Genomic DNA, 26779 nt, shown 5'->3' on the forward strand with positions numbered 1-26779 from the left:
GTTTTTTTGTCATGACGCTCCCGTCCGATCTGCCCGCTGAACTCGCCCATCGTGGCGTGCGCCCGGCTGATCGCCTCGGTTTTACCCTGTTTCTTGCGGCGCTGATTCACCTGGCCTTGCTGTTGGGCGTCGGCTTTTCCATGGTCGAACCCAAGCAAATCAGCAAAACCCTGGAAATCACCCTCGCCACCTTCAAAAGCGAAAAGAAGCCTCAGAAAGCCGATTTCCTCGCTCAAGAAAATCAGCAAGGCAGCGGCACCCTGGATAAAAAGGCAATTCCCAAGACCACCGAGGTCGCACCTTTCCAGGACAACAAGGTGCAGAAAGTCACGCCACCGCCGGCGGCCAAGCCTGAAGTGCGGGAAGCCGCACCGAAGGCAGCCGTGACGACCGTCGCGCCCAAGCCGAAAAAGGCCGCGGCCAAAACAGAAGAACCCAAGCCCGTCACCAAACCCGCAGTCGCCGCGCCGACGTTCGACAGTGAACAGCTGTCCACCGACATTGCCAGCCTGGAAGCGGAACTGGCCAACGAACAACAGTTGTATGCCAAGCGCCCGCGTATCCATCGCCTGAGTGCCGCGTCGACCATGCGCGACAAGGGCGCCTGGTATAAGGACGAGTGGCGCAAGAAGGTTGAGCGCATTGGCAACCTGAATTACCCCGACGAAGCGCGACGCAAGCAGATCTACGGCAATTTGCGCCTGATGGTTTCGATCAACCGCGACGGCTCGCTCTATGAAGTGCTGGTGCTGGAGTCATCCGGGCAACCGCTGCTGGATCAGGCAGCGCAGCGCATCGTGCGGCTGGCGGCGCCATTTTCACCGTTTACCGGGGATTTGTCGGATATCGACCGCCTGGAAATCATCCGCACGTGGAAGTTTGCGCGCGGGGACAGACTCTCCAGTAACTGACACCCCACAAATCCCCTGTGGGAGCGGGCTTGCTCGCGAATGCGGTCAATCATTCAACATTAATGTCGACTGACACGACGCCTTCGCGAGCAAGCCCGCTCCCACATTGGATCGGTGTCGACTGCCAAATTGCGCCATCCTCAGCTTGTCAGTTCGCCCCTCCAACGCCACACTAGCGCTCATGAAGAACGTCAGCCCCAGCTACCTCAAGCATCAATTCCTGATCGCCATGCCTCACATGGTCGACCCGAACTTTGCGCACACCTTGACCTACATCGTCGAGCACACGGCCAATGGTGCCATGGGCCTGGTGGTCAATCGTCCGCAAGACCTCAACCTGGCCGATATCCTCGAGCAGCTGCGCCCCGACATCGAACCGCCGGTGCTCTGCCAGCACGTGCCGATCTTCATCGGCGGCCCGGTGCAGACCGATCGCGGTTTTGTTCTGCACCCCTCGGGGCAGAGTTATCAGGCCACCGTTGAGCTTGATGAGAAACTGGCCCTGTCGACCTCCCAGGACGTACTGTTCGCCATCGCCGACGGCGTCGGTCCGGCGAAGAGCCTGATCGCCCTCGGATACGCTGGCTGGGAACCCGGGCAGCTGGAAGCCGAACTGGCCCAGAACGCCTGGCTGACCTGCCCGTTCGATGCCGATATTTTGTTCAACACCAGCAGCGAACTGCGCCTGGAAGCAGCGGCCAAGCACCTGGGCGTCAATCTCAGCCTGTTGACCAGCCAGGCGGGACACGCCTGATGGCCCTGCGCCTGATTTTGGGTTTCGACTACGGCACCAAACAGATCGGCGTTGCGGTCGGCCAGGTGATTACCGGCCAGGCCCGCGAGCTGTGCACCTTGAAGGCACAAAACGGTATTCCCGACTGGAATCAGGTCGAAGCCCTGATCAAAGAGTGGAAACCCGATGCCGTGGTGGTTGGCCTGCCCTTGAACATGGACGGCACCCCTAGCGACATGTGCCTGCGCGCCGAAAAATTCGCCCGCCGCCTCAACGGTCGTTACAACCTGCCCTTCTATACCCACGATGAACGCCTGACCACCTTCGAAGCCAAGGGTGAACGGCGTGATCGTGGCGGACAAAAGGGCAGCTACCGCGACAACCCGGTGGACGCCATCGCCGCCGCCCTGCTGCTGCAAGGCTGGCTCGACGAAAACACCGCACTGTTCGAATCCTGAAGAGCCGCAACAGCGTCTCTACTTAGCGACAACCCGAGCCACCTCTCCAGCAGAACCTGGCTCGGGCCCAAGAAGGAGCAACCATGAGCCTGCCCAATCCCGTTGAACTGATCAGCCAGATGGCGACCCGGCTTGACGCTTATCTGGCCAAACGTGGCATCAGCGAACCGCGCTACATCGGTATTCGAACCGGTGGCGTCTGGGTCGCCCAGGCGTTGCTCGATGAACTGGGCAGCGACTCGCCGCTCGGCACCCTGGACGTCTCCTTCTACCGCGACGACTTCAGCCAGAACGGCCTGCACCCACAAGTGCGCCCTTCGGCCCTGCCGTTCGAGATCGAAGGCCAACACCTGGTGCTGATCGATGACGTGCTGATGAGCGGCCGGACCATCCGCGCCGCCCTCAATGAGCTGTTCGACTACGGCCGCCCGGCCAGCGTGACATTGGTGTGCCTGCTGGACCTGGACGCCGGCGAGCTGCCGATCCGCCCGAATGTGGTCGGCGCGACCCTGTCGCTGGCCGCCCACGAACGGGTGAAGCTGTCCGGCCCGGAACTCAAGCTCGAACTGCAAGACCTCGCCCTTTAATTCGCCCTATTGAGAGTCCCCCTCGCGATGACGCCTCTAGAAACCAAGCGCCCGCTGCAGCTCAATGATCAGGGCCAGCTGCGCCACTTCCTCTCGCTCGACGGTTTGCGCCGCGAGCTGCTGACGGAAATCCTCGACACCGCCGACTCGTTCCTCGAAGTCGGCGCCCGGGCGGTGAAGAAAGTCCCGTTGCTGCGCGGCAAGACCGTGTGCAACGTGTTCTTCGAGAACTCCACCCGCACCCGCACCACCTTCGAACTGGCGGCCCAGCGCCTGTCGGCCGACGTCATCACCCTGAACGTGTCCACGTCGTCGGCGAGCAAGGGCGAAACCCTGCTCGACACCCTGCGCAACCTGGAAGCCATGGCCGCCGACATGTTCGTCGTGCGGCACGGTGATTCCGGCGCGGCGCACTTCATCGCCGAACATGTCTGCCCGCAAGTGGCGATCATCAACGGCGGCGACGGCCGTCACGCTCACCCGACCCAGGGCATGCTCGACATGCTCACCATCCGTCGGCACAAGGGTGGCTTCGAAAACCTTTCCGTAGCCATCGTCGGCGACATCCTGCACTCGCGGGTGGCGCGCTCGAACATGCTCGCGCTGAAAACCCTCGGCTGCCCGGACATCCGCGTCATCGCGCCGAAAACCCTGCTGCCGATCGGCATCGAGCAATACGGCGTGAAGGTTTACACCGACATGACCGAAGGCCTGAAAGACGTCGACGTAGTGATCATGTTGCGCCTGCAGCGTGAACGCATGACGGGCGGCCTGCTGCCGAGCGAAGGCGAGTTCTACCGCCTGTTCGGCCTGACCACCGCGCGCCTGGCCGGAGCCAAACCGGATTGCATCGTCATGCATCCGGGGCCGATCAACCGCGGCGTGGAGATTGAGTCGGCGGTGGCCGACGGCCCGCATTCGGTCATCCTCAATCAAGTCACCTACGGCATCGCAATTCGTATGGCTGTGCTGTCCATGGCCATGAGCGGCCAGACTGCCCAGCGCCAATTCGAGCAGGAGAACGCCCAGTGAAGCTCAGCATTCTCGGCGCCCGCGTCATCGATCCAGCCAGCGGCCTGGATCAAGTTACCGATATCCATATTGAAGCCTGCAAGATCATTGCCCTTGGCGCCGCGCCAGCCGGTTTTGTCGCCGTCGACACCCTCGACGCCAAAGGCCTGGTCGCCGCCCCTGGGCTGGTTGACCTGAACGTCGCCCTGCGCGAGCCGGGTTACAGCCGCAAAGGTTCAATCGCCAGCGAAACCCGTGCTGCCGCAGCCGGTGGTGTCACCAGCCTGTGCTGCCCGCCGAAAACCAAACCGGTGCTGGACACCTCGGCCGTGGCCGAATTGATCCTCGACCGCGCCCGCGAGGCCGGCAACACCAAAGTCTTCCCGATCGGAGCCCTGAGCAAAGGCCTGGACGGCGAACAGCTTGCAGAACTGGTCGCCCTGCGCGATGCCGGTTGCGTGGCCTTCGGCAACGGCCTGGACAGCTTCCGCAACACCCGAACCCTGTGCCGGGCGCTGGAATACGCGGCGACCTTCGACCTGACGGTGATTTTCAACTCTCAAGACCATGATCTGGCCGAAGGTGGCCTGGCCCACGAAGGCCCGACCGCCAGTTTCCTCGGCTTGCCGGGCATTCCCGAAACCGCTGAAACCGTGGCTCTGGCCCGTGATCTGCTGTTGGTCGAGCAAAGTGGCGTGCGCGCACACTTCAGCCAGCTCACCAGTGCACGTGGCGTGGCCCTGATCGCTCAGGCCCAGGCTCGCGGCCTGCCGGTGACGGCCGATGTCGCCTTGTATCAGCTGATCCTGACAGACGAAGCATTGATCGACTTCAGCAGCCTCTATCACGTCCAGCCGCCGCTGCGCACCCGCGCCGACCGCGATGGCCTGCGTGAAGCGGTGAAATCGGGTGTAGTCTCGGCCATCTCCAGTCATCACCAACCCCACGAGCGGGACGCCAAACTGGCGCCGTTCGGGGCCACCGAACCGGGCATCAGCAGCGTTGAACTGCTGCTGCCGCTGGCGATGACACTGGTGGAGGATGGTTTGCTGGACCTGCCAACGCTGCTGGCGCGCTTGAGCACCGGACCTGCCGAGGCATTGCGCCTGCCGGCGGGCAAACTGGCGGTAGGTGGACCGGCGGACATCGTGCTGTTCGACCCGGCGGCTTCGACCGTGGCCGGTGAGACCTGGCTGTCCAAAGGCGAAAACTGCCCGTTCATTGGCCACAGCCTGCCGGGCGTGGTGCGTTACACCTTGGTGGATGGGCGTATTAGCCACCAGGCTTAAGACCCTGTGGCGAGGGGGCTTGCCCCCTCACCACAACTTACTGGAAAGCGCCTCGGTTCTGGGCATTGCGAATCGACACCTGGTCATTCAGCGTCCAGAAGTCATACAGCACCCCCAGAAAGAACAACCCGCCCGTCACCAGGTACAGCAACCCGCTGATCCACTTCCCCTGATACATCCGGTGTACGCCGAACACCCCAAGAAACGTCAGCAGAATCCACGCTACGTTGTACTCAATGGGCCCGGCAGTAAAACGCAGGTCCGCTTCACGATCCATGGCCGGGATCAGAAACACGTCGATCAGCCAACCGATACCCAACAAACCGAAGGTGAAGAACCAAATCGTCCCCGTCACTGGCTTGCCGTAATAGAAGCGGTGAGCGCCGGTAAAACCGAAAATCCACAGCAGGTAACCGATCACTTTGCTGTGTGTATCTTGTTGCGGATCGGATTGTTGATAGGTGTTCATGAAGGACCTCGATTCACACGATAGATAAATATTCTTTAAATCTTTGTGACTTTTTTACGAGTTGCCGACGTATGGCAAATGCTACTGTCTCTCCCGTCAAAGCCTTATAACACCTGACGTCTGTCCGACAATCGCGTCCATTTTCCGCTTATTTGGTTCCGTTGACTCCAGGGTTGAATCGACCAACGGCCTCGGAAGGGCCAAAAAAGCTGTTATAAAGTTGCGCGCTAACTAATATGAGCCTTGCCTAATGCGTCCATTTTTCAAGACATGGCTAACCATTTGCCTTTTGATGCCACTGGCCGCCCACGCCACCAATCGTGAGCAACGTCTTCCTAACGTTAATGGTTACACCCAAAAATCCCATGTTTCTGCTCCTTCGAGCAAAAACACACAATCCGTAAAACGCGCTCCCCAGTTGAGCAGCAGCAAAAGCAGCCTTGTACCGCCGATGGCGAGCAAGGAAAGCAGCAACGTGCTGAGCCGCGCCGTAAATGTCCTGGGTACTCCGTACCGTTGGGGCGGCAGCAGCCCAAGTAAAGGGTTCGACTGCAGCGGCCTGGTGAAATACGCGTTCAACGACGCCACGTTTGACCTGCCGCGCACTTCCAACGCCATGGCCAGCGGTCATGGGGAGAAAGTCGATCGCAAGGATCTTAAACCTGGCGACCTGATTTTCTTCAACATCAAGAGCCGTCGGGTCAATCACGTTGCCATCTACCTGGGCAACGACCGCTTCATCCACGCACCACGTCGTGGCAAGTCGGTGACCATCGACACGCTGAAAAAACCCTTCTGGGAAAGCCACTATGTGGTTGCCAAGCGGGTTACTCCGAAAGAGAAGAACACCCTGCAGGTTGTTCAGCGCTGATTTGAAGCAAGATCAAAAGATCGCAGGCTGCGATCTTTTGCTTTAAGCCTCAAAAACCATCCGGCGTGCGCGCCTTCTCCCGCGCATGCTCGCGGCTGATCAAGCCCTTGGCCACCAGCTCCTTCAAGCACATATCCAGCGTCTGCATCCCCAGGTTTCCCCCGGTCTGAATCGACGAGTACATCTGCGCCACCTTGTCTTCGCGGATCAGGTTACGGATCGCTGACGTGCCGAGCATGATTTCGTGGGCCGCAATCCGCCCGCCGCCGATCTTCTTGACCAAGGTCTGCGATACCACCGCCAGCAACGACTCGGAAAGCATCGAACGAACCATCGACTTCTCGTCCCCCGGAAACACGTCCACCACCCGGTCGATGGTTTTCGCCGCCGATGTCGTGTGCAGCGTGCCAAACACCAGGTGACCGGTTTCGGCGGCGGTCAACGCCAGGCGAATGGTCTCGAGATCCCGCATCTCCCCCACCAGAATCACGTCCGGGTCCTCCCGCAGGGCCGAGCGTAGAGCCGTGGCGAAGCTGCGTGTATCGCGATGGACTTCACGCTGATTGATCAAACATTTGCGCGACTCGTGGACGAACTCGATCGGGTCTTCGATGGTGAGGATGTGGTGATGACGATGGGTGTTCAGATGATCGATCATCGCCGCCAGGGTGGTGGATTTGCCAGAACCGGTCGGACCGGTCACCAGCACCAGCCCCCGCGGCGCTTCGGTAATCTTGCGAAACACTTCCCCCATACCGAGGTCGTCCATGCTCAGGACCTTGGACGGAATGGTCCTGAACACCGCGCCAGCACCACGATTGTGGTTGAACGCGTTAACCCGAAAACGCGCAACGCTGGGCACGTCGAAGGAGAAGTCGGTCTCCAGGTGCTTCTCGAAGTCCACCCGCTGAGTGTCGTTCATGATGTCGTAGATCAGCGCCTGCACCTGCTTGTGGTCCAGGGCCGGCAGGTTGATGCGCCGCACATCGCCGTCGACCCGAATCATCGGTGGCAGGCCGGCAGACAGATGCAAGTCGGACGCGCCCTGTTTCGCGCTGAAAGCCAGCAGCTCAGTGATATCCATAGCGTTCCTCAATTCCAGTAGAATGCCGCGAACCTTCAGCCGCCGGCGCCTCTTGATGTCCACGATAGCAGACAACATCGCTCAGGTTAGTTCACGCATCCACGCCGCTGCCGTCGCCGCAAAACGCGACGAAGACAGCGTCCAGCTGCTGGCCGTGAGCAAGACCAAGCCCGCCGAAGCCCTGCGTGAAGCCTACGCCGCCGGCCTGCGCGACTTTGGCGAGAACTATCTGCAGGAAGCCCTGGGCAAACAGCTCGAATTGGCTGACCTGCCCTTGATCTGGCACTTCATCGGCCCCATTCAATCGAACAAGACTCGCGCTATCGCCGAGCACTTCGCCTGGGTGCATTCCGTGGATCGTTTGAAAATCGCACAACGCCTGTCCGAACAACGTCCTGCCGAGCTGCCCCCACTGAACATCTGCATCCAGATCAACGTCAGCGGTGAAGCCAGCAAATCCGGCTGCACCCCGGCCGACCTGCCGGCGCTGGCCAATGCCATCAGCGAACTGCCGCGCATCAAGCTGCGCGGGTTGATGGCAATCCCCGAGCCGACCGAAGATCGCGCCGCCCAGGATGCCGCTTTCGCTGCCGTGCAGCGCCTGCAAGACAGCCTGAACCTGCCGCTCGACACACTTTCCATGGGCATGAGCCACGACCTCGAGTCGGCCATCGCCCAAGGCGCCACCTGGGTCCGCATCGGTACGGCCCTGTTTGGCGCCCGTGATTACAGTCAACCGTGAACAATGGCTGACTCCCCTCTTTATAAGGACCTGACATGAGCAAGACTCGTATTGCCTTTATCGGTGCCGGCAACATGGCCGCCAGCCTGATCGGCGGCCTGCTCGCCAAAGGTCTGGACGCCGCGCAGATCCGCGCCAGCGATCCGGGCGCTGACACCCGCGCTCGCGTGAACGCTGAACACGGTATAGACGTGTTCGCCGACAACGCCGACGCCATCCAGGGCGCCGAAGTCGTCGTACTGGCGGTCAAACCTCAAGCGATGAAAGCCGTCTGCGAAGCGCTTCGTCCAAGCCTCAAGCCCAATCAACTGGTGGTCTCGATTGCGGCCGGCATCACCTGCGCCAGCATGAACAACTGGCTCGGCGCCCAACCGATCGTGCGTTGCATGCCCAACACCCCCGCGCTGCTGCGTCAGGGCGTGAGCGGTTTGTTCGCCACGGCTGAAGTGAACACCGAGCAACGCCAACAGGCGCAAGAACTGCTGTCCGCCGTCGGCATCGCACTGTGGCTGGATGAAGAGCAGCAACTGGACGCGGTCACCGCCGTTTCCGGCTCGGGCCCTGCGTACTTCTTCCTGCTGATCGAAGCAATGACCGCCGCCGGCGTGAAACTTGGCCTGCCGCCGGAAACCGCTGCACAACTGACCCTGCAAACCGCTTTGGGCGCTGCTCACATGGCCGTGGCCAGTGACGTCGACGCTGCGGAACTGCGTCGCCGCGTGACGTCGCCTGCGGGCACGACGGAAGCGGCGATCAAGTCGTTCCAGGCCGGCGGCTTCGAAGCCCTGGTAGAAAAAGCACTCGGCGCCGCGGCGCACCGCTCGGCCGAGATGGCCGAACAATTGGGTCAATAAGGAGCCTTACATGATTGGATTGAACACTGCAGCGGTCTACGTGCTGCAAACCCTCGGCAGCCTGTACCTGCTGATCGTGCTGCTGCGCTTTGTGCTGCAATTGGTACGCGCAAACTTCTACAACCCGCTCTGCCAGTTCGCCGTGAAAGCCACTCAGCCGCTGCTCAAGCCGTTGCGCCGGATCATCCCGAGCATGTTCGGCCTGGACATGTCCTCGCTGGTGCTGGCAATCCTCGTGCAGCTAGCGCTGATGGCCCTGACTCTGCTGCTGACTTACGGCACCACCGGTAACCCGCTGCAATTGCTGCTCTGGTCGCTGATCGGCGTGACCGCGCTGTTCCTGAAGATTTTCTTCTTTGCCCTGATTATCAGCGTGATCCTGTCGTGGGTCGCACCGGGCAGCCATAACCCTGGCGCCGAACTGGTTAACCAGATCTGCGAACCGGCCCTGGCGCCGTTCCGCAAGATCCTGCCGAACCTTGGCGGCCTGGATATCTCGCCGATCCTGGCGTTCATGGTGCTCAAGCTGATCGACATGCTGGTGATCAACAACCTCGCCGCCATGACGATGATGCCGGAAATCCTACGCCTGCTGATTTGACCCGGTGAGCTACTTTCGCTGGGACGGTGACAACCTGATTCTGGAATGTCACCTGCAACCGGCGGCCCGCAGCGATGATTTCTGCGGGCTGCATGGGGATCGATTGAAGATTCGCCTGACGGCGCCGCCGGTTGAAGGCAAGGCCAACGCGTATTTGATGGCGTTTCTGGCCAAGGCGTTTGGGGTTTCCAAGAGCCAGGTGAGTTTGATTAGCGGGGAGTTGAACCGGCAGAAACGGGTGCGGATTTGCTCGCCGAAGAAGCTGCCGGATTTGCCGGGGTTGGTGCGACAGAGCTGATAGACCGAGGCGCTGCATTCGCGAGCAAGCCCGCTCCCACAAGGGAACGCATTCCAATGTGGGAGCGGGCTTGCTCGCGAATGGCGCGCCTCGGTCCAGCTGAATGAAATCAGCCCCGGCCTTTGCTTGCTGCTAAAGGCAGCGGTCTTTAGACTTACGCCTCATTTCAACGAGAGCAGGGTCGATGCCAGCTGCCTTTCCCCCCGATTCTGTTGGTCTGGTGACGCCGCAAGTGGCGCACTTCAACGAACCCCTGGCCTTGGCCTGCGGCCGTTCGCTCCCAGCTTATGACCTGATCTACGAAACCTACGGCACGCTGAACGCCGCGGCGAGTAACGCCGTGCTGATCTGCCACGCCTTGTCCGGTCATCATCACGCTGCCGGCTTCCACAGCCCCGACGACCGCAAACCCGGTTGGTGGGATAGCTGCATCGGCCCCGGCAAGCCGATCGACACCAACAAATTCTTCGTAGTCAGCCTCAACAACCTCGGCGGTTGCAACGGCTCTACCGGCCCGAGCAGCATCAATCCGGAAACCGGCAAGCCATTCGGCGCCGACTTCCCGGTGCTGACCGTGGAAGATTGGGTTCACAGCCAGGCGCGCCTGGCAGACCGCATCGGCATCGGCCAATGGGCCGCCGTGATTGGCGGCAGTCTCGGTGGCATGCAGGCGATGCAGTGGAGCATCACCTACCCGGATCGCATTCGTCACTGCCTGGCCATCGCTTCGGCCCCCAAGCTGTCGGCACAGAACATTGCCTTCAACGAAGTGGCACGTCAGGCGATCCTCACCGACCCCGAGTTCCACGGCGGTTCGTTCCAGGAAGCGGGCGTGATCCCCAAGCGTGGCTTGATGCTGGCGCGGATGGTCGGGCACATCACGTACCTGTCCGACGACTCCATGGGTGAGAAATTCGGTCGTGGCCTGAAGAGCGAAAAGCTCAACTACGACTTCCACAGCGTCGAATTCCAGGTCGAAAGCTACCTGCGTTATCAGGGCGAAGAATTCTCCGGACGTTTCGACGCCAACACCTACCTGCTGATGACCAAGGCACTGGACTACTTCGATCCGGCGGCGAACTTCGACGACGACCTGGCGAAAACCTTCGCCAACGCCCAAGCCAAGTTCTGTGTGATGTCCTTCACCACCGACTGGCGCTTCTCCCCGGCCCGCTCGCGGGAACTGGTGGACGCGCTGATGGCGGCCAAGAAAGACGTCTGCTACCTCGAGATCGACGCTCCGCAAGGCCACGACGCCTTCCTGATTCCGATCCCGCGCTACCTGCAGGCGTTCAGCAACTACATGAACCGAATTACGTTGTGAGAAAGCCATGAGAGCTGATCTGGAAATCATCCAGGAATGGATCCCCGCCGGGAGCCGCGTACTCGACCTCGGCTGCGGCGACGGTGAGCTGCTGACCTGGCTGCGCGACAACAAGCAAGTGACCGGCTATGGCCTGGAAAATGACCCGGACAACATCGCCGAGTGCGTGGCCAAGGGCATCAACGTGATTGAGCAGGACCTGGACAAGGGCCTGGGCAACTTTGCCAGCAACAGCTTCGACGTCGTGGTCATGACCCAGGCGCTGCAAGCCGTGCACTACCCGGACAAGATCCTCGACGAAATGCTGCGCGTCGGTCGCCAGTGCATCATCACCTTCCCCAACTTCGGTCACTGGCGCTGCCGCTGGTACCTGGCGAGCAAGGGCCGGATGCCAGTGTCCGATTTTCTGCCGTACACCTGGTACAACACGCCGAACATCCACTTCTGCACTTTCGAAGACTTCGAAGCGTTGTGTCGCGAACGCGAAGCCAAGGTCATTGATCGGCTTGCCGTGGATCAACAGCACCGTCACGGGTGGGCCAGTAAGCTATGGCCTAATCTATTAGGTGAAATCGGTATTTACCGCGTCAGCAGCCCCGGGCTGCAAGACCACAAGGTCGCGGTCTGAGTCACGACACTTCGAGGAGAATGAACATGGGTCGTCTAGCGCTGTTTGTACTTACTGCCTGCCTGAGCGTCACCGCCATGGCCGCCGACGTCATCAAAGGCGAGCGCAAAGAAACCTTTGGCGATGTAACGGTGCACTACAACACCTTCAACTCCACCTTCCTGACACTGGATATCGCCAAAGCAGCCGGGCTGACGCGAAGCAAGAACCAAGGCGTGATAAACGTCTCCGTGCTCAAGGATGGCAAACCACTGACCGCTGAAGTCAGCGGATCGGTGAAGGACCTGACCAGCCAGACCGTGCCGTTGAAGTTCAAACAGATCACTGAACAAGGCGCGATCTACTACATCGCCCAGTTCCCGGTCGATCAGCAGGAAGTCCGCACCTTCGACATCAAGGTGCAGAACGGTGACAAAATCAACACCATCAATTTCAACCAAGAGCTTTTCCCCGGCGAATGATCAACTTCACGCAACTCGTACTGGCCAGCCACAACGCCGGCAAACTCAAGGAACTTCAGGCCATGCTCGGCGAATCGGTGCAACTGCGCTCGATCGGTGAGTTCAGCAGCGTCGAACCTGAAGAAACTGGCCTGTCGTTCGTCGAGAACGCCATCCTCAAGGCCCGCAATGCCGCGCGCATCTGCGGCCTGCCGGCGCTGGCCGACGATTCGGGGTTGGCCGTGGATTTCCTCGGCGGTGCGCCGGGTATCTACTCGGCTCGGTACGCCGATGGTCGGGGCGATGCGGCGAACAACGCCAAACTGCTCGACGTATTGAAGGACGTGCCGCAAGCCGAGCGCGGTGCACAGTTCGTCTGTGTGTTGGCGCTGGTGCGTCATGCCGACGATCCGTTGCCGATTATCTGCGAAGGCTTGTGGCACGGACGAATCCTGCCAGCGGCCAGCGGCGAGCATGGCTTTGGTTACGATCCGCTGTTCTGGGTGCCGGAACGCGACTGTTCCAGCGCCGAGCTGAGCCCGAGCGACAAGAACCTCATCAGTCACCGCGCCCGTGCAATGGATCTGCTGCGCCAGCGTCTGGGCCTGAAATGATCCATGACTCATCCGTGTCGCCGCTGATCTTCGGCGGCGCCGCGCAATCGCCTCGGGCCGCCCTGCCTGTGCTGCCGCCCCTGGCGTTGTACATCCACATCCCGTGGTGTGTGCGCAAATGTCCTTATTGCGACTTCAATTCCCACACCGCCAGCCCGGTGCTGCCGGAAGAAGAATATGTGGACGCGCTGCTGGCCGACCTCGATCAGGACCTGCATGCGGTTTACGGCCGTGAGCTGAGTTCGATCTTCTTTGGTGGCGGCACGCCGAGCCTGTTCAGCGCTGAAGCCTTGGGCCGTTTGCTCAAAGGCGTCGAGCAGCGCATCCCGTTTGCCAGCGACATCGAAATCACCCTGGAAGCCAATCCGGGGACATTCGAGCAGGAGAAGTTCGTCGCCTACCGGGCGCTGGGCATCAATCGCCTGTCAATCGGCATCCAGAGCTTTCAGGAAGAGAAACTCAAGGCGCTGGGGCGGATTCACAATGGTGACGAAGCGGTACGTGCCGCCGGCATGGCCCGTCAGGCCGGGTTCGACAATTTCAATCTGGACCTGATGCACGGTTTACCCGATCAGTCCCTGGACGACGCCCTGAGCGACCTGCGCCAGGCCATCGCCCTGAAGCCGACCCACTTGTCCTGGTATCAGCTGACCCTGGAGCCGAACACGGTGTTCTGGAACCAGCCGCCGACGCTGCCGGAAGACGACACGTTGTGGGACATTCAGGAAGCCGGTCAGGCGTTGTTGGCCGAGCACGGTTACGCGCAATACGAAGTCTCGGCGTATGCCCAGCCCGGCCGTCCGGCGCGGCATAACCTCAATTACTGGAGTTTCGGCGACTTCATCGGCATCGGCGCCGGGGCTCACGGCAAGCTCAGTCACCCGGACGGGCGCATCGTTCGTACCTGGAAGACCCGCTTGCCGAAGGACTACCTCAACCCGGCCAAAAGCTTCAAGGCTGGCGAGAAAGCCCTGACCAATGAAGAACTGCCGTTCGATTTCCTGATGAACGCCTTGCGCCTGACCGCCGGCGTGGAATCGCGACTGTACCCGGAACGCACCGGGCTGAGTCTGGAAAGCCTCGCCGAAGGCCGCCGCGAGGCCGAACAAAGTGGCTTGTTGCAGGTCGAACCGTCACGTCTGGCGGCCACCGAGCGCGGACAACTCTTCCTCAATGACTTGTTGCAGACATTTTTGAGCTGATTTCAGCCTTAAGGGAAAACGAATGGATTTGATACTCGACCTGCTCGCCACCGCGTCCCGCTGGAGCCGTAGCAACCTGTCTGAAATCGCTCTGGCACTGGTGGGCTGCCTGCTGGTGTTGTTTGGCGCCGATATCAAAGGCTGGGTCGACCAACGCCTGGGCAGCATCGCCGGCGCCTTGCGCGTCCCGCTGATGGCCCTGCTGTGCATGATCGGCAGCGGCGTCGCGCTGATCTACGCCACGCCGTGGATCATCAAAGGCCTGAGTCAGTTCAACAACTACAGCCTGGCGCCGGTATTACTGGTGGTTCTGGTGTTGATAGGCGTCGTCGCAGATCGCCGCTAACCCCCTGGCACAACCAAAAAAAATGTGGGAGCGGGCTTGCTCGCGAAAGCGGTGTGTCATTCAACTTAAATGTCGACTGACACGACGCCTTCGCGAGCAAGCCCCCTCCCACATTGGGTATTGCGTACGGTTTAGGACTGTTTTTCGAACTTCAGATCCCACACGCCATGCCCTAGACGTTCGCCGCGGCGTTCGAACTTGGTGATCGGGCGCTCGGTCGGGCGCGGGACGCATTTGCCGTCTTCGGCCAGGTTGCGGTAACCCGGCGCGACGTTCATCACTTCCAGCATGTACTCGGCGTACGGTTCCCAGTCGGTGGCCATGTGCAGCACACCGCCGACCTTCAACTTGCTGCGCACCAGTTCAGCGAACGACGCCTGAACGATACGGCGCTTGTGGTGGCGGCTCTTGTGCCATGGGTCCGGGAAAAACAGCATCAGGCGATCGAGGCTGTTGTCGGCCACGCAGCGGTTGAGCACTTCAATCGCATCGCAATCGTAGACCCGCAGGTTGGTCAGGCCCTGAGTCAGCACGCCATTGAGCAGCGCTCCCACACCCGGACGGTGCACTTCCACGCCGATGAAATCCTGCTCTGGAGAGGCTGCGGCCATTTCCAGCAGCGAATGGCCCATGCCGAAACCGATTTCCAGCGAGCGCGGTGCCGAACGACCGAACACCTGATCGAAGTCCACCGGCGCATCGGCCAGTGGCAGCACGAACAGCGGCGTGCCCTGCTCCAGACCTTTTTGCTGGCCTTCGGTCATGCGCCCGGCGCGCATCACAAAACTCTTGATGCGGCGGTGTTGGCGCTCTTCGCCTTCTTCCGGCTGGACAGGCGTTTCGTTTGATTCAGTCATCAATGGCTCTTACTTGATCAGACCATCCAGCGGCGAGGAGGCGCTGGCATAGAGTTTTTTCGGCATGCGGCCGGCGAGGTAGGCCAAGCGACCTGCCACGATGGCGTGTTTCATGGCTTCAGCCATCATGATCGGCTGCTGGGCATGGGCGATAGCCGAGTTCATCAGCACCGCTTCGCAACCCAGTTCCATGGCGATGGTTGCATCGGAGGCGGTACCGACACCGGCATCCACCAACACCGGGATCTTGGCTTCTTCGAGGATGATCTGCAGGTTGTACGGGTTGCAGATCCCCAGGCCCGTGCCGATCAGGCCGGCCAGCGGCATCACCGCGATGCAGCCGATTTCCGCCAGTTGACGGGCAATGATCGGGTCATCGCTGGTGTAGACCATCACGTCGAAACCTTCCTTGACCAGCACTTCGGCGGCCTTGAGGGTTTCGATCACGTTGGGGAACAGGGTTTTCTGGTCCGCCAGCACTTCCAGCTTCACCAGGTTGTGGCCACCGAGCAGCTCACGGGCCAGGCGGCAGGTGCGCACAGCCTCGGTAGCGTCGAAGCAACCGGCGGTGTTAGGCAGGAAGGTGTAGCGATCCGGCGACAGGACTTCGAGCAGGTTCGGTTCGCCCGGGTTCTGGCCGAGGTTGGTGCGGCGCACGGCGAAGGTGACGATCTCGGCACCCGAGGCTTCGATGGCCAGGCGGGTTTCTTCCATGTCGCGGTACTTGCCGGTACCTACCAGCAAACGTGACTGGTAAGTACGACCGGCCAGGACGAAGGGCTTGTCGCTACGAACGATGCTCATGGGAAATCCTCTGTAGGGGTGAGGTTCTTGCAGAATTCTGTGCCCATAAGGGCCGGACGACTAGCCGCCGCCGATAGCGTGTACCACTTCGACGGAATCGCCGTCGTTCAGCGTGGTTTCTGCGTGCTGGCTGCGCGGGACGATATCCAGATTGAGTTCGACCGCCACCCGGCGTCCGGTCAGTTCCAGACGGGTCAGCAGGGCCGCAACGGTTTCACCGTCGGGCAGTTCAAGGGATTCGCCGTTCAACTGAATGCGCATGCCGGATGCCGCCATCATTTTTAGGGGCTGGCATTCTAGCCCGATCAGTCTTGGCGACCCAAGCCATTCGTCATGAAATGGACTGCTCGGTCAGCTCAACCGCCAGGCGGCAAGTCCCAGGCAGAACCAGCCGACCAGAAACGCCAGCCCGCCGAAGGGGGTGATGATCCCTAGCTTGCTGACGCCGGTCACGGTCAACAGGTACAGACTGCCGGAAAACAACAGTATGCCAATGACAAACGATGCACCCGCCCATGTGATCAGGCGCCCGGGAATCTGCGTGGCCAGCAGTGCAACGCCCAGCAAGGCCAAGGTGTGCACCAATTGGTAGGTCACGCCGGTGTGGAAAATCGCCAGGTACTCGGGCGTCAGACGACTTTTCAAGCCATGGGCGGCAAACGCGCCAAGGGCAACGCCGGTGAAGCCGAAAAAAGCAGCCAGCATCAGAAAGCCACGCAGCATGAAGAACTCCAGTCAGACTCGATCCACAGGGTCTGTATAATGGCCCGCTCAACGGGTTCGGCCAAGCCATCTCTATGCTGCGTTTATTTTTGCGACGATTCATTAAGGCCCTGCTCTGGTTCGCGGGTGGCAGCGTATTGCTGGTGCTGATCTTTCGCGTGGTACCGCCACCGGGAACCGCGTTGATGGTCGAGCGCAAGGTCGAATCCTGGTTCGACGGCGAGCCCATCGACCTGCAACGTACCTGGAAACCCTGGGATGAAATCTCCGATGACCTGAAAGTCGCAGTGATTGCCGGCGAGGATCAGAAATTCCCGGAGCATTGGGGTTTTGACTTTGGCGCGATCCAGGCCGCACTGGCCCACAACGAGCTCGGCGGATCGATTCGTGGCGCCAGCACCTTGAGTCAGCAGGTCTCTAAGAATCTGTTTCTGTGGTCCGGCCGCAGCTGGCTGCGCAAAGGCCTGGAAGCCTGGTTTACCGGGCTGATCGAAGTGTTCTGGCCCAAGCAGCGAATTCTTGAGGTGTATCTGAACAGCGTCGAGTGGGATGACGGGGTGTTTGGCGCGGAAGCAGCAGCCAGGCATCACTTTGGCGTCAGCGCTCGTTCGCTGTCCCGTCAGCAGGCCAGTTTGCTGGCGGCGGTGTTGCCTAACCCGCGAGTGTGGAGCGCCAGTCATCCAACTAACTACGTCGCACGGCGAGCGGGATGGATTCGACAGCAGATGAGTCAGCTCGGTGGCGACAGCTATCTGGTAGGGATCAATGATTCACGCCGCGCACCTTGGGCCGAGTGACCTTTTGATGCACAAACAAAAACGCCCCGATCAACGATAGGGGCGTTTTTTTATGCCTGAGCTGCGGTCAGGCGGCGATCGACAACTTGAGCTTGTTCATCGCGCTCTTCTCGAGCTGACGAATACGCTCGGCCGACACGTTGTACTTCTGCGCCAGGTCATGCAGCGTGGCTTTTTCTTCCGCCAGCCAGCGCTGGTAGAGGATGTCACGGCTGCGGTCGTCCAACACTTCAAGCGCTTCGTGCAGGTTGTGGTTGGAGTTGTCGCTCCAGTCGGCATCTTCCAGCTGACGGGCCGGGTCGTACCGGTGGTCTTCCAGGTAGTTGGCCGGCGATTGGAAAGCGCTGTCGTCGTCCGCTTCCGCGGCCGGGTCGAAGGCCATGTCATGGCCCGTCAGGCGACTTTCCATCTCACGCACTTCCCGAGGCTCTACACCGAGGCTTTCCGCCACACGGTGGACTTCCTCGTTGTTCAGCCACGCCAAACGCTTCTTCTGGCTGCGAAGGTTGAAGAACAGCTTGCGCTGAGCCTTGGTGGTCGCGACTTTCACAATGCGCCAGTTGCGCAGGATGAACTCGTGAATTTCAGCCTTGATCCAGTGCACAGCGAACGAAACCAGACGCACACCCATTTCCGGGTTGAAGCGCTTCACGGCCTTCATCAGGCCGACGTTGCCTTCCTGGATCAGGTCAGCCTGAGCCAGACCGTAGCCGGAATAGCTACGGGCGATATGTACAACAAAACGCAGGTGGGCGAGCACCATCTGCCGAGCCGCCCCCAAATCCTGCTCATAATAGAGACTCTCGGCCAGTTCACGCTCCTGCTCCGGCGTCAGCAATGGAATGCTGTTCACCGTGTGCACATAGGCCTCCAGGTTCGCACCCGGGACCAGAGCATATGCAGGTTGCAAAGAATTGGTCATACGAAAAAACCTCCCACTTACATAACTCGTGCAGTTCAGCACTGCGAAAATTGACCGGAAACCGAAAGACAAGTTCCCATAAACGCTGAAAAGTCAATACGAGCAAAATGATACTACTTAGGCGCAAGCTCCCTCAGGTGGCGTGCGACTGCAATCCATGCACCGATATACCCCAACAGCACCGCGCCAAGCAAGAGAGACAGACCGTCGGCAACTGGCACTCCGGCCAGCGCGAAATCACTGCCGTACAGACCGGCCAGCCCCACCACCGCGTCGTTCAGCCAATCAAGGCCGAACGCCAATACGCCCCAGGAAAGAATCCCCGCACCGAAGCCATAAAGCGCGCCCATATACAGAAAGGGCCTGCGCACATAGCTGTCAGTGCCGCCGACGAGTTTAATCACTTCTATCTCTGTGCGGCGGTTTTCAATATGAAGACGAATGGTATTGCCTATCACCAAAAGTAATGCAGAAACCAGAAGCACGGTCAGACCGAAGACAAAACGGTCACCCAACTTGAGGATGGCTGCCAGACGCTCGACCCAGACTAGATCAAGTTGCGCCTGTTGTACCTTGGGCAACTCGGAAAGTTTTTGTCGTAATGCTTCAAGGGCCGGCTTGTCGACTTCGTTCGGCGTCACCAAAATCACGCCCGGCAGCGGGTTTTCCGGCAGTTCCTTGAGCGCCTCGCCCAAACCCGACTGCTGCTGAAACTCTTCCAGCGCCTGATCGCGGCCGACATATTCAGCATCAGCTACGCCAGGCATGCCTTTGATCTGCTCGCGCAACGACTCGCCCTCAGCAGGGCTAGCCTCGATTTGCAAATACAGGGAAATCTGCGCCGCACGCTGCCAGGAACCACCGAGACGCTCGACGTTACTTAGCAAAAGTGACAGGCCCATCGGCAAACTCAGGGCAACCGCCATCACCATGCAGGTGAAGAAGCTACCGATGGGCTGCTTGCCCAAGCGACGCAAACTATCGAGCAAACTGGCGCGATGGCTCTCGACCCAAGCGCGGAACAATGTGGCGAAATCCGGGCCGTCATCATCGTCGCGTTTTTTCTTCTGCGGTTGCTGATCGGCGGCCTTGGGGGCCACGCGCTCGGAAACCTTGGGGCTGCGTGTCGCACTCATACGCCGGCCTCCCCGTCACCGATCAATCGACCGCGTTGCAGGGTCAGCATGCGGTGGCGCATGCGGGCGATCAGTGCCAAGTCGTGGCTGGCAATCAACACGCTGGTGCCCAAACGGTTGATGTCTTCGAACACTCCCATGATTTCTGCCGCCAGACGTGGATCGAGGTTACCGGTCGGTTCGTCCGCCAGCAGCAAGGCCGGGCGGTGAACGATGGCGCGGGCGATGCCGACGCGCTGCTGCTGACCGGTGGACAGGTCGCCAGGGTACAAATCGGTCTTGTCCGACAGCGCCACGCGCTCCAGCGCCGAATCCACACGCTTGGCGATCTCGGCCTTGGACAACCCAAGGATCTGCAAGGGCAGCGCGATGTTGTTGAACACCGTGCGATCGAACAGCAGTTGGTGATTCTGGAACACCACACCGATCTGCCGCCGCAGGTAAGGAATCTGTGCGTTGCTGATGGTGCTCAGGTCTTGCCCGGCCAGCAGCAATTTGCCGGTGGTCGGACGCTCCATCGCCAGTAGCAGGCGCAATAAGGTGCTTTTACCGGCGCCAGAGTGCCCGGTCACAAACAAAAACTCGCCCCGACGGACTCGAAAGCTCAGCTCATGCAAGCCGACGTGGCCGTTCGGGTAGCGTTTACCGACCTGTTCGAAACGAATCATGAACGCTCCCGCTCGGCAAACAGTGCCTGGACAAAGGGTTCTGCTTCAAAAGTACGCAAATCATCTATGCCTTCACCGACACCGATATAGCGAATCGGCAGGCCAAACTGCTTGGCGAGGGCAAAAATCACCCCACCTTTGGCGGTGCCATCGAGCTTGGTCAGCGCCAGGCCGGTCAGTTCGACGGTCTGGTTGAATTGTTTGGCCTGATTGATCGCGTTCTGCCCCGTACCGGCATCGAGCACCAACAGCACCTCGTGAGGCGCGTCGGCGTCAAGTTTGCTGATCACCCGGCGAACCTTCTTCAGCTCTTCCATCAGGTTGTCTTTGGTGTGCAAACGACCGGCGGTGTCGGCGATCAATACGTCGATGCCTCGGGCCTTGGCCGCTTGCACGGCATCGAAGATAACCGAAGCCGAGTCAGCGCCGGTGTGCTGGGCGATGACCGGGATCTTGTTGCGCTCGCCCCAGACCTGCAATTGTTCGACGGCGGCGGCGCGGAAGGTATCGCCGGCCGCGAGCATGACTTTCTTGCCTTCGAGCTGCAGCTTCTTCGCCAGTTTGCCGATGGTGGTGGTCTTGCCGGCACCGTTGACGCCGACGACCAGAATCACGAACGGCTTGGTCTGCGAAGTGATTTTCAGCGGTTGCTCGACGGGCTTGAGCATCGCCGCCAGTTCCGCTTGCAGGGATTTGTACAGCGCATCGGCATCGGCCAATTCTTTACGGGCGACCTTCTGGGTCAGACGCTGAATGATCACCGAAGTCGCCTCGACACCCACATCGGCGGTCAGCAGACGGGTTTCGATGTCTTCGAGCAGCTCGTCATCGATGATCTTCTTGCCCAGGAACAGGCTGGCCATGCCTTCGCCGATGCTGGCGCTGGTCTTGGACAAGCCTTGTTTCAGGCGGGCGAAGAAACCGGCTTTGGTTTCTTCGGTACGCACGGGCTCGGCAGACTCTTCGACGGGATCGACAGGTGCGGCTGCAACGGGAGCGACGACCGGTGCCGGTGCTTGAACCGGGGCAACGAATGCGGGCACCACAGGCTCTGGAACAACCGGTTCAGGCTCGGCCACCACCACCGGCGCGACAACCGGCTCAACCACTGGCGCTTGAACGGGTTCAGGAGCAAAGGCAGTCGGGGCTGGAATTGGTGGTGTAACGTGCGGTGCCAGCTCATCTATGACCAATGCCACCGGCTCTTCCGCCACTGGCAACGTCAGCCACGGCTCGGCAACGGGCGTGAGCGGCACCTGGGCCACGACTTCGGCGACAACATCAGGCTCAGGCTCGGTGACCGGTTGCAGCACCGGCTCGGCGATCGGCAAGACAATCGGCGCAGGCTCTTCTTCTATTACCGGCGCAGGCGCAGGCGTTGGCTCAGGAAATGGCTGTGGCTGTTCGACGACGGGTTCCTGCGGCTTTTTGCGCAGCCATCCGAACAGGCTTTTCTTCTCGCCAGCCGCAGCTGGGGCTTTCTTGTCGTCGTTGGAACCAAACATGGAGGACGGCTATCTCACGGTAGCGACGCGCCAAAGGGCGCCTCGGCAAATAAATATTCGATGCAGAACAGACTGCGATTGACCCAGCTTGTTCACGCGCAACATTTTATCGAGGTGCAAACAGCACCTAAAAGGTCGACTAATACGAAGGACTGGAACGGCATCGTCGGCGAAAACGCAGAGTTTAGCTGACAAACTCAAAGCTTCCGCCGTAAACCCAAACAACCTGCTGACCGATCAAAGGCCTGATAGGCGTGGCCGCCAGTAAAACGGATCAGTATCCTAGCACCCTCTCGCCCGCCGACGCTAAGACCAAGCGGGCAGCCCCAAAGGTTTAAAAACGAATGAATGCTCTAGCCCGCCGCGCTGCAGGCCTGCTGCTCAGCACAGTTTGTCTGCCCCTTTCGGCCCTGGCTGCCGATCCACAACCCACCCACGAATTCACCCTCGATAACGGCCTGAAGGTCGTCGTGCGCGAAGACCATCGCGCGCCGGTGGTGGTTTCCCAAGTCTGGTACAAGGTCGGCTCTAGCTATGAGACCCCGGGTCAGACCGGATTGTCCCACGCTCTGGAACACATGATGTTCAAGGGCAGCGAGAAAGTCGGCCCCGGCGAAGCGTCGCTGATCCTGCGCGACCTCGGCGCCGAAGAGAACGCGTTCACCAGCGATGACTTCACGGCGTATTACCAGGTGCTGGCCCGCGACCGTCTGGGCGTGGCCTTCGAGCTTGAAGCCGATCGCATGGCCAGCCTGCGTCTGCCGGCCGACGAGTTCGCCCGCGAGATCGAAGTCATTAAAGAAGAACGTCGCCTGCGCACTGACGACAAGCCGATGTCCAAGGCCTACGAACGCTTCAAGGCCATGGCCTACCCGGCCAGCGGTTACCACACGCCGACCATCGGCTGGATGGCTGACCTGGACCGCATGAAAGTCGAAGAGCTGCGCCACTGGTACCAATCCTGGTACGTGCCGAACAACGCCACGTTGGTGGTGGTGGGCGATGTGACCCCGGACGAGGTCAAAACCCTGGCCCAGCGCTATTTCGGCCCGATCGCCAAACGTGATGTGCCACCGGCGAAAATCCCGCTGGAACTGGCCGAACCCGGCGAACGGCAGATCACTCTGCATGTGCAGACCCAACTGCCAAGCCTGATACTGGGTTTCAACGTGCCAAGCATAGCCACCGCTGAAGACAAACGCTCGGTCAACGCCTTGCGCCTGATCTCTGCCCTGCTCGACGGCGGCTACAGCGGACGTATCCCGGCACAACTGGAGCGCGGCGAAGAGCTGGTGTCCGGCGGTTCGTCGAGTTACGACGCCTATACCCGTGGCGACAGCCTGTTCACCTTGTCGGCAACGCCCAATACCCAGAAAAACAAAACCATGGCTCAGGCTGAAGCAGGCCTGTGGAAGCTGCTCGAACAGCTGAAAACCACCGCGCCGTCCGCTGAAGAACTGGAACGCGTCCGCGCGCAGGTCATCGCCGGTCTGGTTTACGAGCGTGACTCGATCACCAGCCAGGCCACCGCCATTGGCCAACTGGAAACCGTCGGTCTGTCGTGGAAACTGATGGACACCGAACTCGCCGAGCTGGAAAGCGTGACCCCGCAAGACATCCAGAAAGCCGCCAAGCTGTATTTCACCCGCGAACGTCTCAGCGTCGCCCATGTACTGCCAGAGGAGACGACTCATGAGTGAGCGTAAAAAACCGCGCCTGGCGCTGATTGGCCTGATCGCTGTCGCCTTGATCGGGTCTGCCGCGTTTTACTTCTCAAAGACCGACGAGCCCAAGGCCAGCGAAGCCCTCGACAAGGCCAAGGCCAGCCAGAAGCTGCAATCGCTGGCTGAACTCGACGGCAAGGCGCCAAGCCACCGCACCCTGGACGTGCAGACCTGGAAAACCGCCGAGGGCGCCAAGGTGCTGTTCGTTGAAGCCCGGGAGCTGCCGATGTTCGACATGCGCCTGATCTTCGCCGCCGGCAGCAGCCAGGACGGCAATGCACCCGGTCTTTCCGTGCTGACCAACGCCATGCTCAACGAAGGTGTGGCCGGCAAAGATGTCGGCGCCATCGCTCAGGGCTTCGAAGGCCTGGGCGCAGACTTTGGCAACGGCGCATTTAAAGACATGGCACTGGCTTCGCTGCGCAGCCTCAGCGCCGCGGACAAACGCGAACCGGCCCTGAAATTGTTCTCCGAAGTCGTCGGCAAACCGACCTTCCCGGCCGATTCCTTTGCGCGCATCAAGAACCAGATGCTCGCCGGTTTCGAGTACCAGAAGCAGAACCCCGGCAAACTCGCGAGCCTGGAGCTGATGAACCGTCTGTACGGCGATCACCCGTATGCACATTCCAGCGACGGCACGGCGAAAACCGTTCCAGCGATCACACTGGCTCAACTGAAGGCGTTCCATGATAAGGCCTATGCGGCTGGCAACGTGGTGATTGCGCTGGTGGGCGACCTGTCTCGTGCCGAGGCGGAGGCGATTGCTTCGCAGGTCTCCAGCGCGCTGCCAAAAGGCCCGGAGCTGGCGAAAATCCCGCAACCTGTGGAACCGAAAGCCAGCATCGGCCATATCGAGTTCCCGTCCAAGCAGACCAACCTGATGCTCGCGCAATTGGGCATCGACCGTGACGACCCGGACTACGCGGCACTGTCCATGGGTAACCAGATTCTTGGCGGCGGTGGCTTCGGCACGCGGTTAATGAGCGAAGTGCGCGAGAAGCGCGGCCTGACTTATGGCGTGTATTCGGGCTTCACCCCGATGCAGGCACGCGGCCCGTTCATGATCAACCTGCAAACCCGCGCAGAGATGAGCGAAGGCACGCTGAAACTGGTGCAGGACGTGCTCGCCGACTACCTTAAAACCGGCCCGACCCAGAAAGAACTCGACGACGCCAAGCGTGAACTGGCCGGCAGCTTCCCGCTGTCCACTGCCAGCAACGCCGATATCGTCGGCCAACTCGGCGCCATGGGTTTCTACAACCTGCCGCTGAGTTATCTGGATGACTTTATGCGCGAGTCCCAGAGCCTGACGGTCGAGCAGGTCAAAACCGCACTGAACAAACACTTGAGCACGGACAAAATGGTCATCGTCAGCGCAGGCCCGACCGTGCCGCAAAAGCCGTTACCGGCCCCAACTGATAAACCTGCCGAGCAACCGCTCGGGGTTCCGGAGCATTAATGGCCACTCGTCCTAAAAAACCCGTACACAACGTCCATAACGGCGTGAACCAACTGCGCATTATCGGCGGCGAATGGGGCAGCCGGAAGCTGAGTTTCCCGGATGCACCGGGCCTGCGCCCTACCCCGGATCGGGTGCGTGAAACCCTGTTCAACTGGCTCGCGCCTTATGTCGCTGGCGCCAAGGTTCTGGACCCGTTCGCCGGCAGCGGCGCGTTGTTCCTCGAAGCCTTGTCCCGTGGCGCGGCCATGGGTCAGGCGCTGGACGCCAGTAACATCGCGGTCGCCAGCATCAAGGAGCATCTGGGCACACTGCGCTGCACCACCGGCCAGATTCAGACCGCCGATGCCCTGCGCTATCTGGAAACCCAGACAGCGACCGCCTACGACCTGGTGTTCCTCGACCCGCCGTTCAACCAGAACCTGTTGCCGGGCGTTTGCGCATTACTTGAAGAGCGTCAGTGGCTGGCCGATGAAGCCTGGATCTACACTGAAAGCGAGAATGCGCCATCGAGCCTTGGCTTACCAGGCAACTGGCGCCTGCACCGGGAGCAGAAATCCGGGCGGGTGTATTACGCGTTGTGGCAACGTATGGCAGAGATTGCCGGTTAACCAACCGGCCTGAAAAAGGTGCGCGCCTCAAGCGAGGCTCGCACCGCTGCATCGAGAACCATCGTGCCCCAAACGCCAGAACGCTTCACCCCCGCCTTCGGCCTCGGCAACCCGCACTTGCAAACCTTGTGGGGACCGCTGTGGCGTAAAACCACGCACATCGAACGCCAGCGCGAACGCTTGTGGCTTGAGGATGGCGACTTTCTCGATCTCGACTGGCACGGCCCGCACAGCGCCGATGCGCCACTGGTGCTGGTGTTGCACGGCCTGACCGGCTCTTCAAATTCGCCTTACGTGGCCGGAGTGCAGAAAGCACTGGGTGCCCAAGGCTGGGCCAGCGTCGCACTGAACTGGCGCGGCTGTTCGGGCGAGCCAAATCTGTTGCCGCGCAGCTACCATTCCGGCGCCAGCGAAGACCTGGCCGAAACCATCAAACACCTGAAGGCCCAACGACCGCTCGCGCCGTTGTATGCGGTCGGCTATTCCCTGGGCGGCAATGTGTTGCTCAAGCACTTGGGCGAATCCGGCAACAACAGTGGCGTGGTCGGCGCGGTGGCGGTATCGGTGCCGTTTCGTCTCGATCAATGCGCCGACCGTATCGGCCAGGGCTTCTCGAAGGTCTATCAGGCGCATTTCATGCGCGAGATGGTGGCCTACATTAAAAACAAGCAACGCCAGTTCCAGCACGATGGGCGCGAGGAAGGACTGGCGGCATTGGCCGCGCTGGGCTCGCTGGAGAACATGCGCACGTTCTGGGATTTCGATGGCCGGGTCACCGCGCCGCTGAATGGTTTCGCCGATGCCGAGGATTACTATCAACGCGCTTCGAGTCGCTATTTCCTTGGCGAGATTCGTACGCCGACCCTGATCATTCAAGCGGCCGATGACCCGTTTGTCTTTCCTCATAGCCTGCCGCAAGCCGACGAATTGTCCGCCTGCACTCAATTCGAGTTACAGACCAAGGGTGGGCATGTCGGCTTCGTCGATGGTTCGTTCAAGCAACCGGGTTACTACCTGGAACGCCGTATCCCGCAGTGGCTGACCGCCGTGGGTCGTCAGTAAGGCCATGGCCGTCGATCAGGGCGAGTCGATCCGGTTCTGGCAAACAGCA

General features: G+C 60.5%; 32 protein-coding genes. 22 read left to right on the plus strand and 10 right to left on the minus strand.

The features are described 5' to 3' along the window. Positions 1–11 precede the first annotated feature (11 nt). The 6 genes from FQ187_RS02630 (at position 12) to FQ187_RS02660 (ending at position 4989) form a co-directional block, all read left to right on the plus strand. Positions 12–911 carry an energy transducer TonB gene (locus FQ187_RS02630; protein ID WP_149628302.1) on the plus strand — a complete coding sequence of 300 codons (900 nt, stop codon included), beginning with the start codon at positions 12–14 and terminating at the stop codon, positions 909–911. 181 nt (positions 912–1092) lie between these two features. Then, on the plus strand, positions 1093–1665 hold the full coding sequence (locus tag FQ187_RS02640) for a YqgE/AlgH family protein (protein ID WP_149628303.1): 573 nt from the start codon (positions 1093–1095) through the stop codon (positions 1663–1665). Further along, positions 1665–2102, plus strand: coding sequence for a Holliday junction resolvase RuvX (ruvX, locus tag FQ187_RS02645; protein WP_005792259.1), 438 nt, complete (start codon positions 1665–1667; stop codon positions 2100–2102). The genes FQ187_RS02640 and ruvX overlap by 1 nt, the downstream gene beginning before the upstream one ends. A gap of 83 nt (positions 2103–2185) precedes the next feature. Continuing rightward, positions 2186–2689, plus strand: a complete 504-nt coding sequence (pyrR, locus tag FQ187_RS02650; protein ID WP_033060467.1) for a bifunctional pyr operon transcriptional regulator/uracil phosphoribosyltransferase PyrR — start codon at positions 2186–2188, stop codon at positions 2687–2689. 27 nt (positions 2690–2716) lie between these two features. Then, a complete protein-coding gene (locus FQ187_RS02655) occupies positions 2717–3721 on the plus strand; it encodes an aspartate carbamoyltransferase catalytic subunit (RefSeq protein ID WP_007897943.1) in 1005 nt (334 codons plus the stop codon). Continuing rightward, positions 3718–4989, plus strand: coding sequence for a dihydroorotase (locus FQ187_RS02660; protein ID WP_149628304.1), 1272 nt, complete (start codon positions 3718–3720; stop codon positions 4987–4989). Before FQ187_RS02655 ends, FQ187_RS02660 begins: the two co-directional genes overlap by 4 nt. 37 nt (positions 4990–5026) lie before the next feature. Here FQ187_RS02660 and FQ187_RS02665 read toward each other — a convergent pair whose 3' ends face one another. Then, a complete protein-coding gene (locus FQ187_RS02665) occupies positions 5027–5458 on the minus strand; it encodes an NINE protein (RefSeq protein WP_149628305.1) in 432 nt (143 codons plus the stop codon). A gap of 250 nt (positions 5459–5708) precedes the next feature. On the opposite strand from FQ187_RS02665, the gene FQ187_RS02670 reads away from it, so the two are divergent. Continuing rightward, positions 5709–6329 (plus strand): C40 family peptidase, encoded by a 621-nt coding sequence (locus tag FQ187_RS02670; protein WP_149628306.1) that lies wholly within the window; start codon positions 5709–5711, stop codon positions 6327–6329. Positions 6330–6378: 49 nt separating this feature from the next. Here FQ187_RS02670 and FQ187_RS02675 read toward each other — a convergent pair whose 3' ends face one another. Beyond that, the gene (locus FQ187_RS02675) at positions 6379–7413 is read right to left on the minus strand and encodes a type IV pilus twitching motility protein PilT (RefSeq protein ID WP_149628307.1); all 1035 of its coding nucleotides are present in this window, start codon (positions 7411–7413) and stop codon (positions 6379–6381) included. A 55-nt stretch (positions 7414–7468) separates the two neighbouring features. Here FQ187_RS02675 and FQ187_RS02680 point away from each other — a divergent pair, with 55 nt between their 5' ends. The 10 genes from FQ187_RS02680 (at position 7469) to FQ187_RS02725 (ending at position 14462) form a co-directional block, all read left to right on the plus strand. After that, positions 7469–8155, plus strand: coding sequence for a YggS family pyridoxal phosphate-dependent enzyme (locus tag FQ187_RS02680; RefSeq protein WP_149628308.1), 687 nt, complete (start codon positions 7469–7471; stop codon positions 8153–8155). A 35-nt stretch (positions 8156–8190) separates the two neighbouring features. Beyond that, complete coding sequence (proC, locus tag FQ187_RS02685; protein WP_149628309.1) at positions 8191–9009, plus strand: pyrroline-5-carboxylate reductase; 819 nt, start codon at positions 8191–8193, stop codon at positions 9007–9009. Between the two features lie 10 nt (positions 9010–9019). Beyond that, on the plus strand, positions 9020–9610 hold the full coding sequence (locus FQ187_RS02690) for a YggT family protein (RefSeq protein WP_129440346.1): 591 nt from the start codon (positions 9020–9022) through the stop codon (positions 9608–9610). Positions 9611–9614: 4 nt separating this feature from the next. Continuing rightward, positions 9615–9908, plus strand: a complete 294-nt coding sequence (locus FQ187_RS02695; RefSeq protein WP_149628310.1) for a DUF167 domain-containing protein — start codon at positions 9615–9617, stop codon at positions 9906–9908. Between the two features lie 184 nt (positions 9909–10092). After that, positions 10093–11232 (plus strand): homoserine O-acetyltransferase, encoded by a 1140-nt coding sequence (locus FQ187_RS02700; protein ID WP_149628311.1) that lies wholly within the window; start codon positions 10093–10095, stop codon positions 11230–11232. A 7-nt stretch (positions 11233–11239) separates the two neighbouring features. Beyond that, a complete protein-coding gene (gene metW, locus FQ187_RS02705) occupies positions 11240–11860 on the plus strand; it encodes a methionine biosynthesis protein MetW (RefSeq protein ID WP_149628312.1) in 621 nt (206 codons plus the stop codon). Positions 11861–11886: 26 nt separating this feature from the next. Further along, a complete protein-coding gene (locus tag FQ187_RS02710; protein WP_149628313.1) occupies positions 11887–12321 on the plus strand; it encodes a DUF4426 domain-containing protein in 435 nt (144 codons plus the stop codon). Further along, positions 12318–12914: an RdgB/HAM1 family non-canonical purine NTP pyrophosphatase gene (gene rdgB, locus FQ187_RS02715; protein ID WP_149628314.1), complete on the plus strand. Its 597-nt coding sequence runs from the start codon at positions 12318–12320 to the stop codon at positions 12912–12914. The genes FQ187_RS02710 and rdgB overlap by 4 nt, the downstream gene beginning before the upstream one ends. Beyond that, entirely contained in the window at positions 12911–14116 is a 1206-nt protein-coding gene (gene hemW, locus FQ187_RS02720) for a radical SAM family heme chaperone HemW (protein WP_149628315.1), read from the plus strand. The genes rdgB and hemW overlap by 4 nt, the downstream gene beginning before the upstream one ends. A gap of 22 nt (positions 14117–14138) precedes the next feature. After that, on the plus strand, positions 14139–14462 hold the full coding sequence (locus tag FQ187_RS02725; RefSeq protein ID WP_046045220.1) for a DUF3392 domain-containing protein: 324 nt from the start codon (positions 14139–14141) through the stop codon (positions 14460–14462). Between the two features lie 131 nt (positions 14463–14593). Here FQ187_RS02725 and trmB read toward each other — a convergent pair whose 3' ends face one another. The 4 genes from trmB to FQ187_RS02745 all read right to left on the minus strand — a co-directional run bounded on the left by trmB (position 14594) and on the right by FQ187_RS02745 (position 16846). Continuing rightward, positions 14594–15319, minus strand: a complete 726-nt coding sequence (gene trmB / locus FQ187_RS02730) for a tRNA (guanosine(46)-N7)-methyltransferase TrmB (RefSeq protein ID WP_149628316.1) — start codon at positions 15317–15319, stop codon at positions 14594–14596. 9 nt (positions 15320–15328) lie between these two features. Further along, entirely contained in the window at positions 15329–16123 is a 795-nt protein-coding gene (locus FQ187_RS02735) for a thiazole synthase (protein WP_007897902.1), read from the minus strand. 60 nt (positions 16124–16183) lie between these two features. Next, complete coding sequence (gene thiS, locus FQ187_RS02740) at positions 16184–16384, minus strand: sulfur carrier protein ThiS (protein WP_007897898.1); 201 nt, start codon at positions 16382–16384, stop codon at positions 16184–16186. A gap of 90 nt (positions 16385–16474) precedes the next feature. Further along, positions 16475–16846, minus strand: a complete 372-nt coding sequence (locus tag FQ187_RS02745) for a DUF423 domain-containing protein (RefSeq protein ID WP_149628317.1) — start codon at positions 16844–16846, stop codon at positions 16475–16477. Positions 16847–16920: 74 nt separating this feature from the next. On the opposite strand from FQ187_RS02745, the gene mtgA reads away from it, so the two are divergent. Further along, positions 16921–17643, plus strand: coding sequence for a monofunctional biosynthetic peptidoglycan transglycosylase (gene mtgA, locus FQ187_RS02750; protein WP_149628318.1), 723 nt, complete (start codon positions 16921–16923; stop codon positions 17641–17643). Between the two features lie 67 nt (positions 17644–17710). Here the strand turns inward: mtgA and rpoH are convergent, their stop codons facing one another. The 4 genes from rpoH to ftsY form a co-directional block, all read right to left on the minus strand. Further along, a complete protein-coding gene (rpoH, locus tag FQ187_RS02755; RefSeq protein ID WP_007897890.1) occupies positions 17711–18565 on the minus strand; it encodes an RNA polymerase sigma factor RpoH in 855 nt (284 codons plus the stop codon). Between the two features lie 113 nt (positions 18566–18678). Further along, positions 18679–19701 (minus strand): permease-like cell division protein FtsX, encoded by a 1023-nt coding sequence (ftsX, locus tag FQ187_RS02760; RefSeq protein ID WP_149628319.1) that lies wholly within the window; start codon positions 19699–19701, stop codon positions 18679–18681. Further along, positions 19698–20369 carry a cell division ATP-binding protein FtsE gene (gene ftsE, locus FQ187_RS02765; protein ID WP_008152655.1) on the minus strand — a complete coding sequence of 224 codons (672 nt, stop codon included), beginning with the start codon at positions 20367–20369 and terminating at the stop codon, positions 19698–19700. The genes ftsX and ftsE overlap by 4 nt, the downstream gene beginning before the upstream one ends. Next, the gene (gene ftsY / locus FQ187_RS02770; RefSeq protein WP_149628320.1) at positions 20366–21874 is read right to left on the minus strand and encodes a signal recognition particle-docking protein FtsY; all 1509 of its coding nucleotides are present in this window, start codon (positions 21872–21874) and stop codon (positions 20366–20368) included. Before ftsY ends, ftsE begins: the two co-directional genes overlap by 4 nt. Positions 21875–22218: 344 nt before the next feature. On the opposite strand from ftsY, the gene FQ187_RS02780 reads away from it, so the two are divergent. From FQ187_RS02780 to FQ187_RS02795, 4 genes are all read left to right on the plus strand, one after another. Then, the gene (locus tag FQ187_RS02780; RefSeq protein ID WP_149628321.1) at positions 22219–23574 is read left to right on the plus strand and encodes a pitrilysin family protein; all 1356 of its coding nucleotides are present in this window, start codon (positions 22219–22221) and stop codon (positions 23572–23574) included. After that, positions 23567–25057: a pitrilysin family protein gene (locus tag FQ187_RS02785; RefSeq protein ID WP_149628322.1), complete on the plus strand. Its 1491-nt coding sequence runs from the start codon at positions 23567–23569 to the stop codon at positions 25055–25057. The genes FQ187_RS02780 and FQ187_RS02785 overlap by 8 nt, the downstream gene beginning before the upstream one ends. Next, the gene (rsmD, locus tag FQ187_RS02790) at positions 25057–25668 is read left to right on the plus strand and encodes a 16S rRNA (guanine(966)-N(2))-methyltransferase RsmD (RefSeq protein ID WP_033060498.1); all 612 of its coding nucleotides are present in this window, start codon (positions 25057–25059) and stop codon (positions 25666–25668) included. The genes FQ187_RS02785 and rsmD overlap by 1 nt, the downstream gene beginning before the upstream one ends. A 63-nt stretch (positions 25669–25731) precedes the next feature. Further along, positions 25732–26730: a hydrolase gene (locus FQ187_RS02795; RefSeq protein WP_149628323.1), complete on the plus strand. Its 999-nt coding sequence runs from the start codon at positions 25732–25734 to the stop codon at positions 26728–26730. Positions 26731–26779: the final 49 nt, after the last annotated feature.

Origin of the sequence: Pseudomonas sp. ANT_J28, from assembly GCF_008370005.1 — a bacterium.
In the GTDB taxonomy this organism is placed as follows: Bacteria; Pseudomonadota; Gammaproteobacteria; order Pseudomonadales; family Pseudomonadaceae; genus Aquipseudomonas; species Aquipseudomonas frigoris.

What these genes read in the sequence shown, in the direction of transcription:
- FQ187_RS02630 (WP_149628302.1), top strand. Translation starts at nt 12, where the DNA reads ATGACGCTCCCGTCCGATCTGCCCGCTGAACTCGCCCATCGTGGCGTG.
- FQ187_RS02640 (WP_149628303.1), top strand. Translation starts at nt 1,093, where the DNA reads ATGAAGAACGTCAGCCCCAGCTACCTCAAGCATCAATTCCTGATCGCC.
- ruvX (WP_005792259.1), top strand. Translation starts at nt 1,665, where the DNA reads ATGGCCCTGCGCCTGATTTTGGGTTTCGACTACGGCACCAAACAGATC.
- pyrR (WP_033060467.1), top strand. Translation starts at nt 2,186, where the DNA reads ATGAGCCTGCCCAATCCCGTTGAACTGATCAGCCAGATGGCGACCCGG.
- FQ187_RS02655 (WP_007897943.1), top strand. Translation starts at nt 2,717, where the DNA reads ATGACGCCTCTAGAAACCAAGCGCCCGCTGCAGCTCAATGATCAGGGC.
- FQ187_RS02665 (WP_149628305.1), bottom strand. Translation starts at nt 5,458, where the DNA reads ATGAACACCTATCAACAATCCGATCCGCAACAAGATACACACAGCAAA.
- FQ187_RS02670 (WP_149628306.1), top strand. Translation starts at nt 5,709, where the DNA reads ATGCGTCCATTTTTCAAGACATGGCTAACCATTTGCCTTTTGATGCCA.
- FQ187_RS02675 (WP_149628307.1), bottom strand. Translation starts at nt 7,413, where the DNA reads ATGGATATCACTGAGCTGCTGGCTTTCAGCGCGAAACAGGGCGCGTCC.
- FQ187_RS02680 (WP_149628308.1), top strand. Translation starts at nt 7,469, where the DNA reads ATGTCCACGATAGCAGACAACATCGCTCAGGTTAGTTCACGCATCCAC.
- proC (WP_149628309.1), top strand. Translation starts at nt 8,191, where the DNA reads ATGAGCAAGACTCGTATTGCCTTTATCGGTGCCGGCAACATGGCCGCC.
- FQ187_RS02690 (WP_129440346.1), top strand. Translation starts at nt 9,020, where the DNA reads ATGATTGGATTGAACACTGCAGCGGTCTACGTGCTGCAAACCCTCGGC.
- FQ187_RS02700 (WP_149628311.1), top strand. Translation starts at nt 10,093, where the DNA reads ATGCCAGCTGCCTTTCCCCCCGATTCTGTTGGTCTGGTGACGCCGCAA.
- metW (WP_149628312.1), top strand. Translation starts at nt 11,240, where the DNA reads ATGAGAGCTGATCTGGAAATCATCCAGGAATGGATCCCCGCCGGGAGC.
- FQ187_RS02710 (WP_149628313.1), top strand. Translation starts at nt 11,887, where the DNA reads ATGGGTCGTCTAGCGCTGTTTGTACTTACTGCCTGCCTGAGCGTCACC.
- rdgB (WP_149628314.1), top strand. Translation starts at nt 12,318, where the DNA reads ATGATCAACTTCACGCAACTCGTACTGGCCAGCCACAACGCCGGCAAA.
- hemW (WP_149628315.1), top strand. Translation starts at nt 12,911, where the DNA reads ATGATCCATGACTCATCCGTGTCGCCGCTGATCTTCGGCGGCGCCGCG.
- FQ187_RS02725 (WP_046045220.1), top strand. Translation starts at nt 14,139, where the DNA reads ATGGATTTGATACTCGACCTGCTCGCCACCGCGTCCCGCTGGAGCCGT.
- trmB (WP_149628316.1), bottom strand. Translation starts at nt 15,319, where the DNA reads ATGACTGAATCAAACGAAACGCCTGTCCAGCCGGAAGAAGGCGAAGAG.
- FQ187_RS02735 (WP_007897902.1), bottom strand. Translation starts at nt 16,123, where the DNA reads ATGAGCATCGTTCGTAGCGACAAGCCCTTCGTCCTGGCCGGTCGTACT.
- thiS (WP_007897898.1), bottom strand. Translation starts at nt 16,384, where the DNA reads ATGCGCATTCAGTTGAACGGCGAATCCCTTGAACTGCCCGACGGTGAA.
- FQ187_RS02745 (WP_149628317.1), bottom strand. Translation starts at nt 16,846, where the DNA reads ATGCTGCGTGGCTTTCTGATGCTGGCTGCTTTTTTCGGCTTCACCGGC.
- mtgA (WP_149628318.1), top strand. Translation starts at nt 16,921, where the DNA reads ATGCTGCGTTTATTTTTGCGACGATTCATTAAGGCCCTGCTCTGGTTC.
- rpoH (WP_007897890.1), bottom strand. Translation starts at nt 18,565, where the DNA reads ATGACCAATTCTTTGCAACCTGCATATGCTCTGGTCCCGGGTGCGAAC.
- ftsX (WP_149628319.1), bottom strand. Translation starts at nt 19,701, where the DNA reads ATGAGTGCGACACGCAGCCCCAAGGTTTCCGAGCGCGTGGCCCCCAAG.
- ftsE (WP_008152655.1), bottom strand. Translation starts at nt 20,369, where the DNA reads ATGATTCGTTTCGAACAGGTCGGTAAACGCTACCCGAACGGCCACGTC.
- ftsY (WP_149628320.1), bottom strand. Translation starts at nt 21,874, where the DNA reads ATGTTTGGTTCCAACGACGACAAGAAAGCCCCAGCTGCGGCTGGCGAG.
- FQ187_RS02780 (WP_149628321.1), top strand. Translation starts at nt 22,219, where the DNA reads ATGAATGCTCTAGCCCGCCGCGCTGCAGGCCTGCTGCTCAGCACAGTT.
- FQ187_RS02785 (WP_149628322.1), top strand. Translation starts at nt 23,567, where the DNA reads ATGAGTGAGCGTAAAAAACCGCGCCTGGCGCTGATTGGCCTGATCGCT.
- rsmD (WP_033060498.1), top strand. Translation starts at nt 25,057, where the DNA reads ATGGCCACTCGTCCTAAAAAACCCGTACACAACGTCCATAACGGCGTG.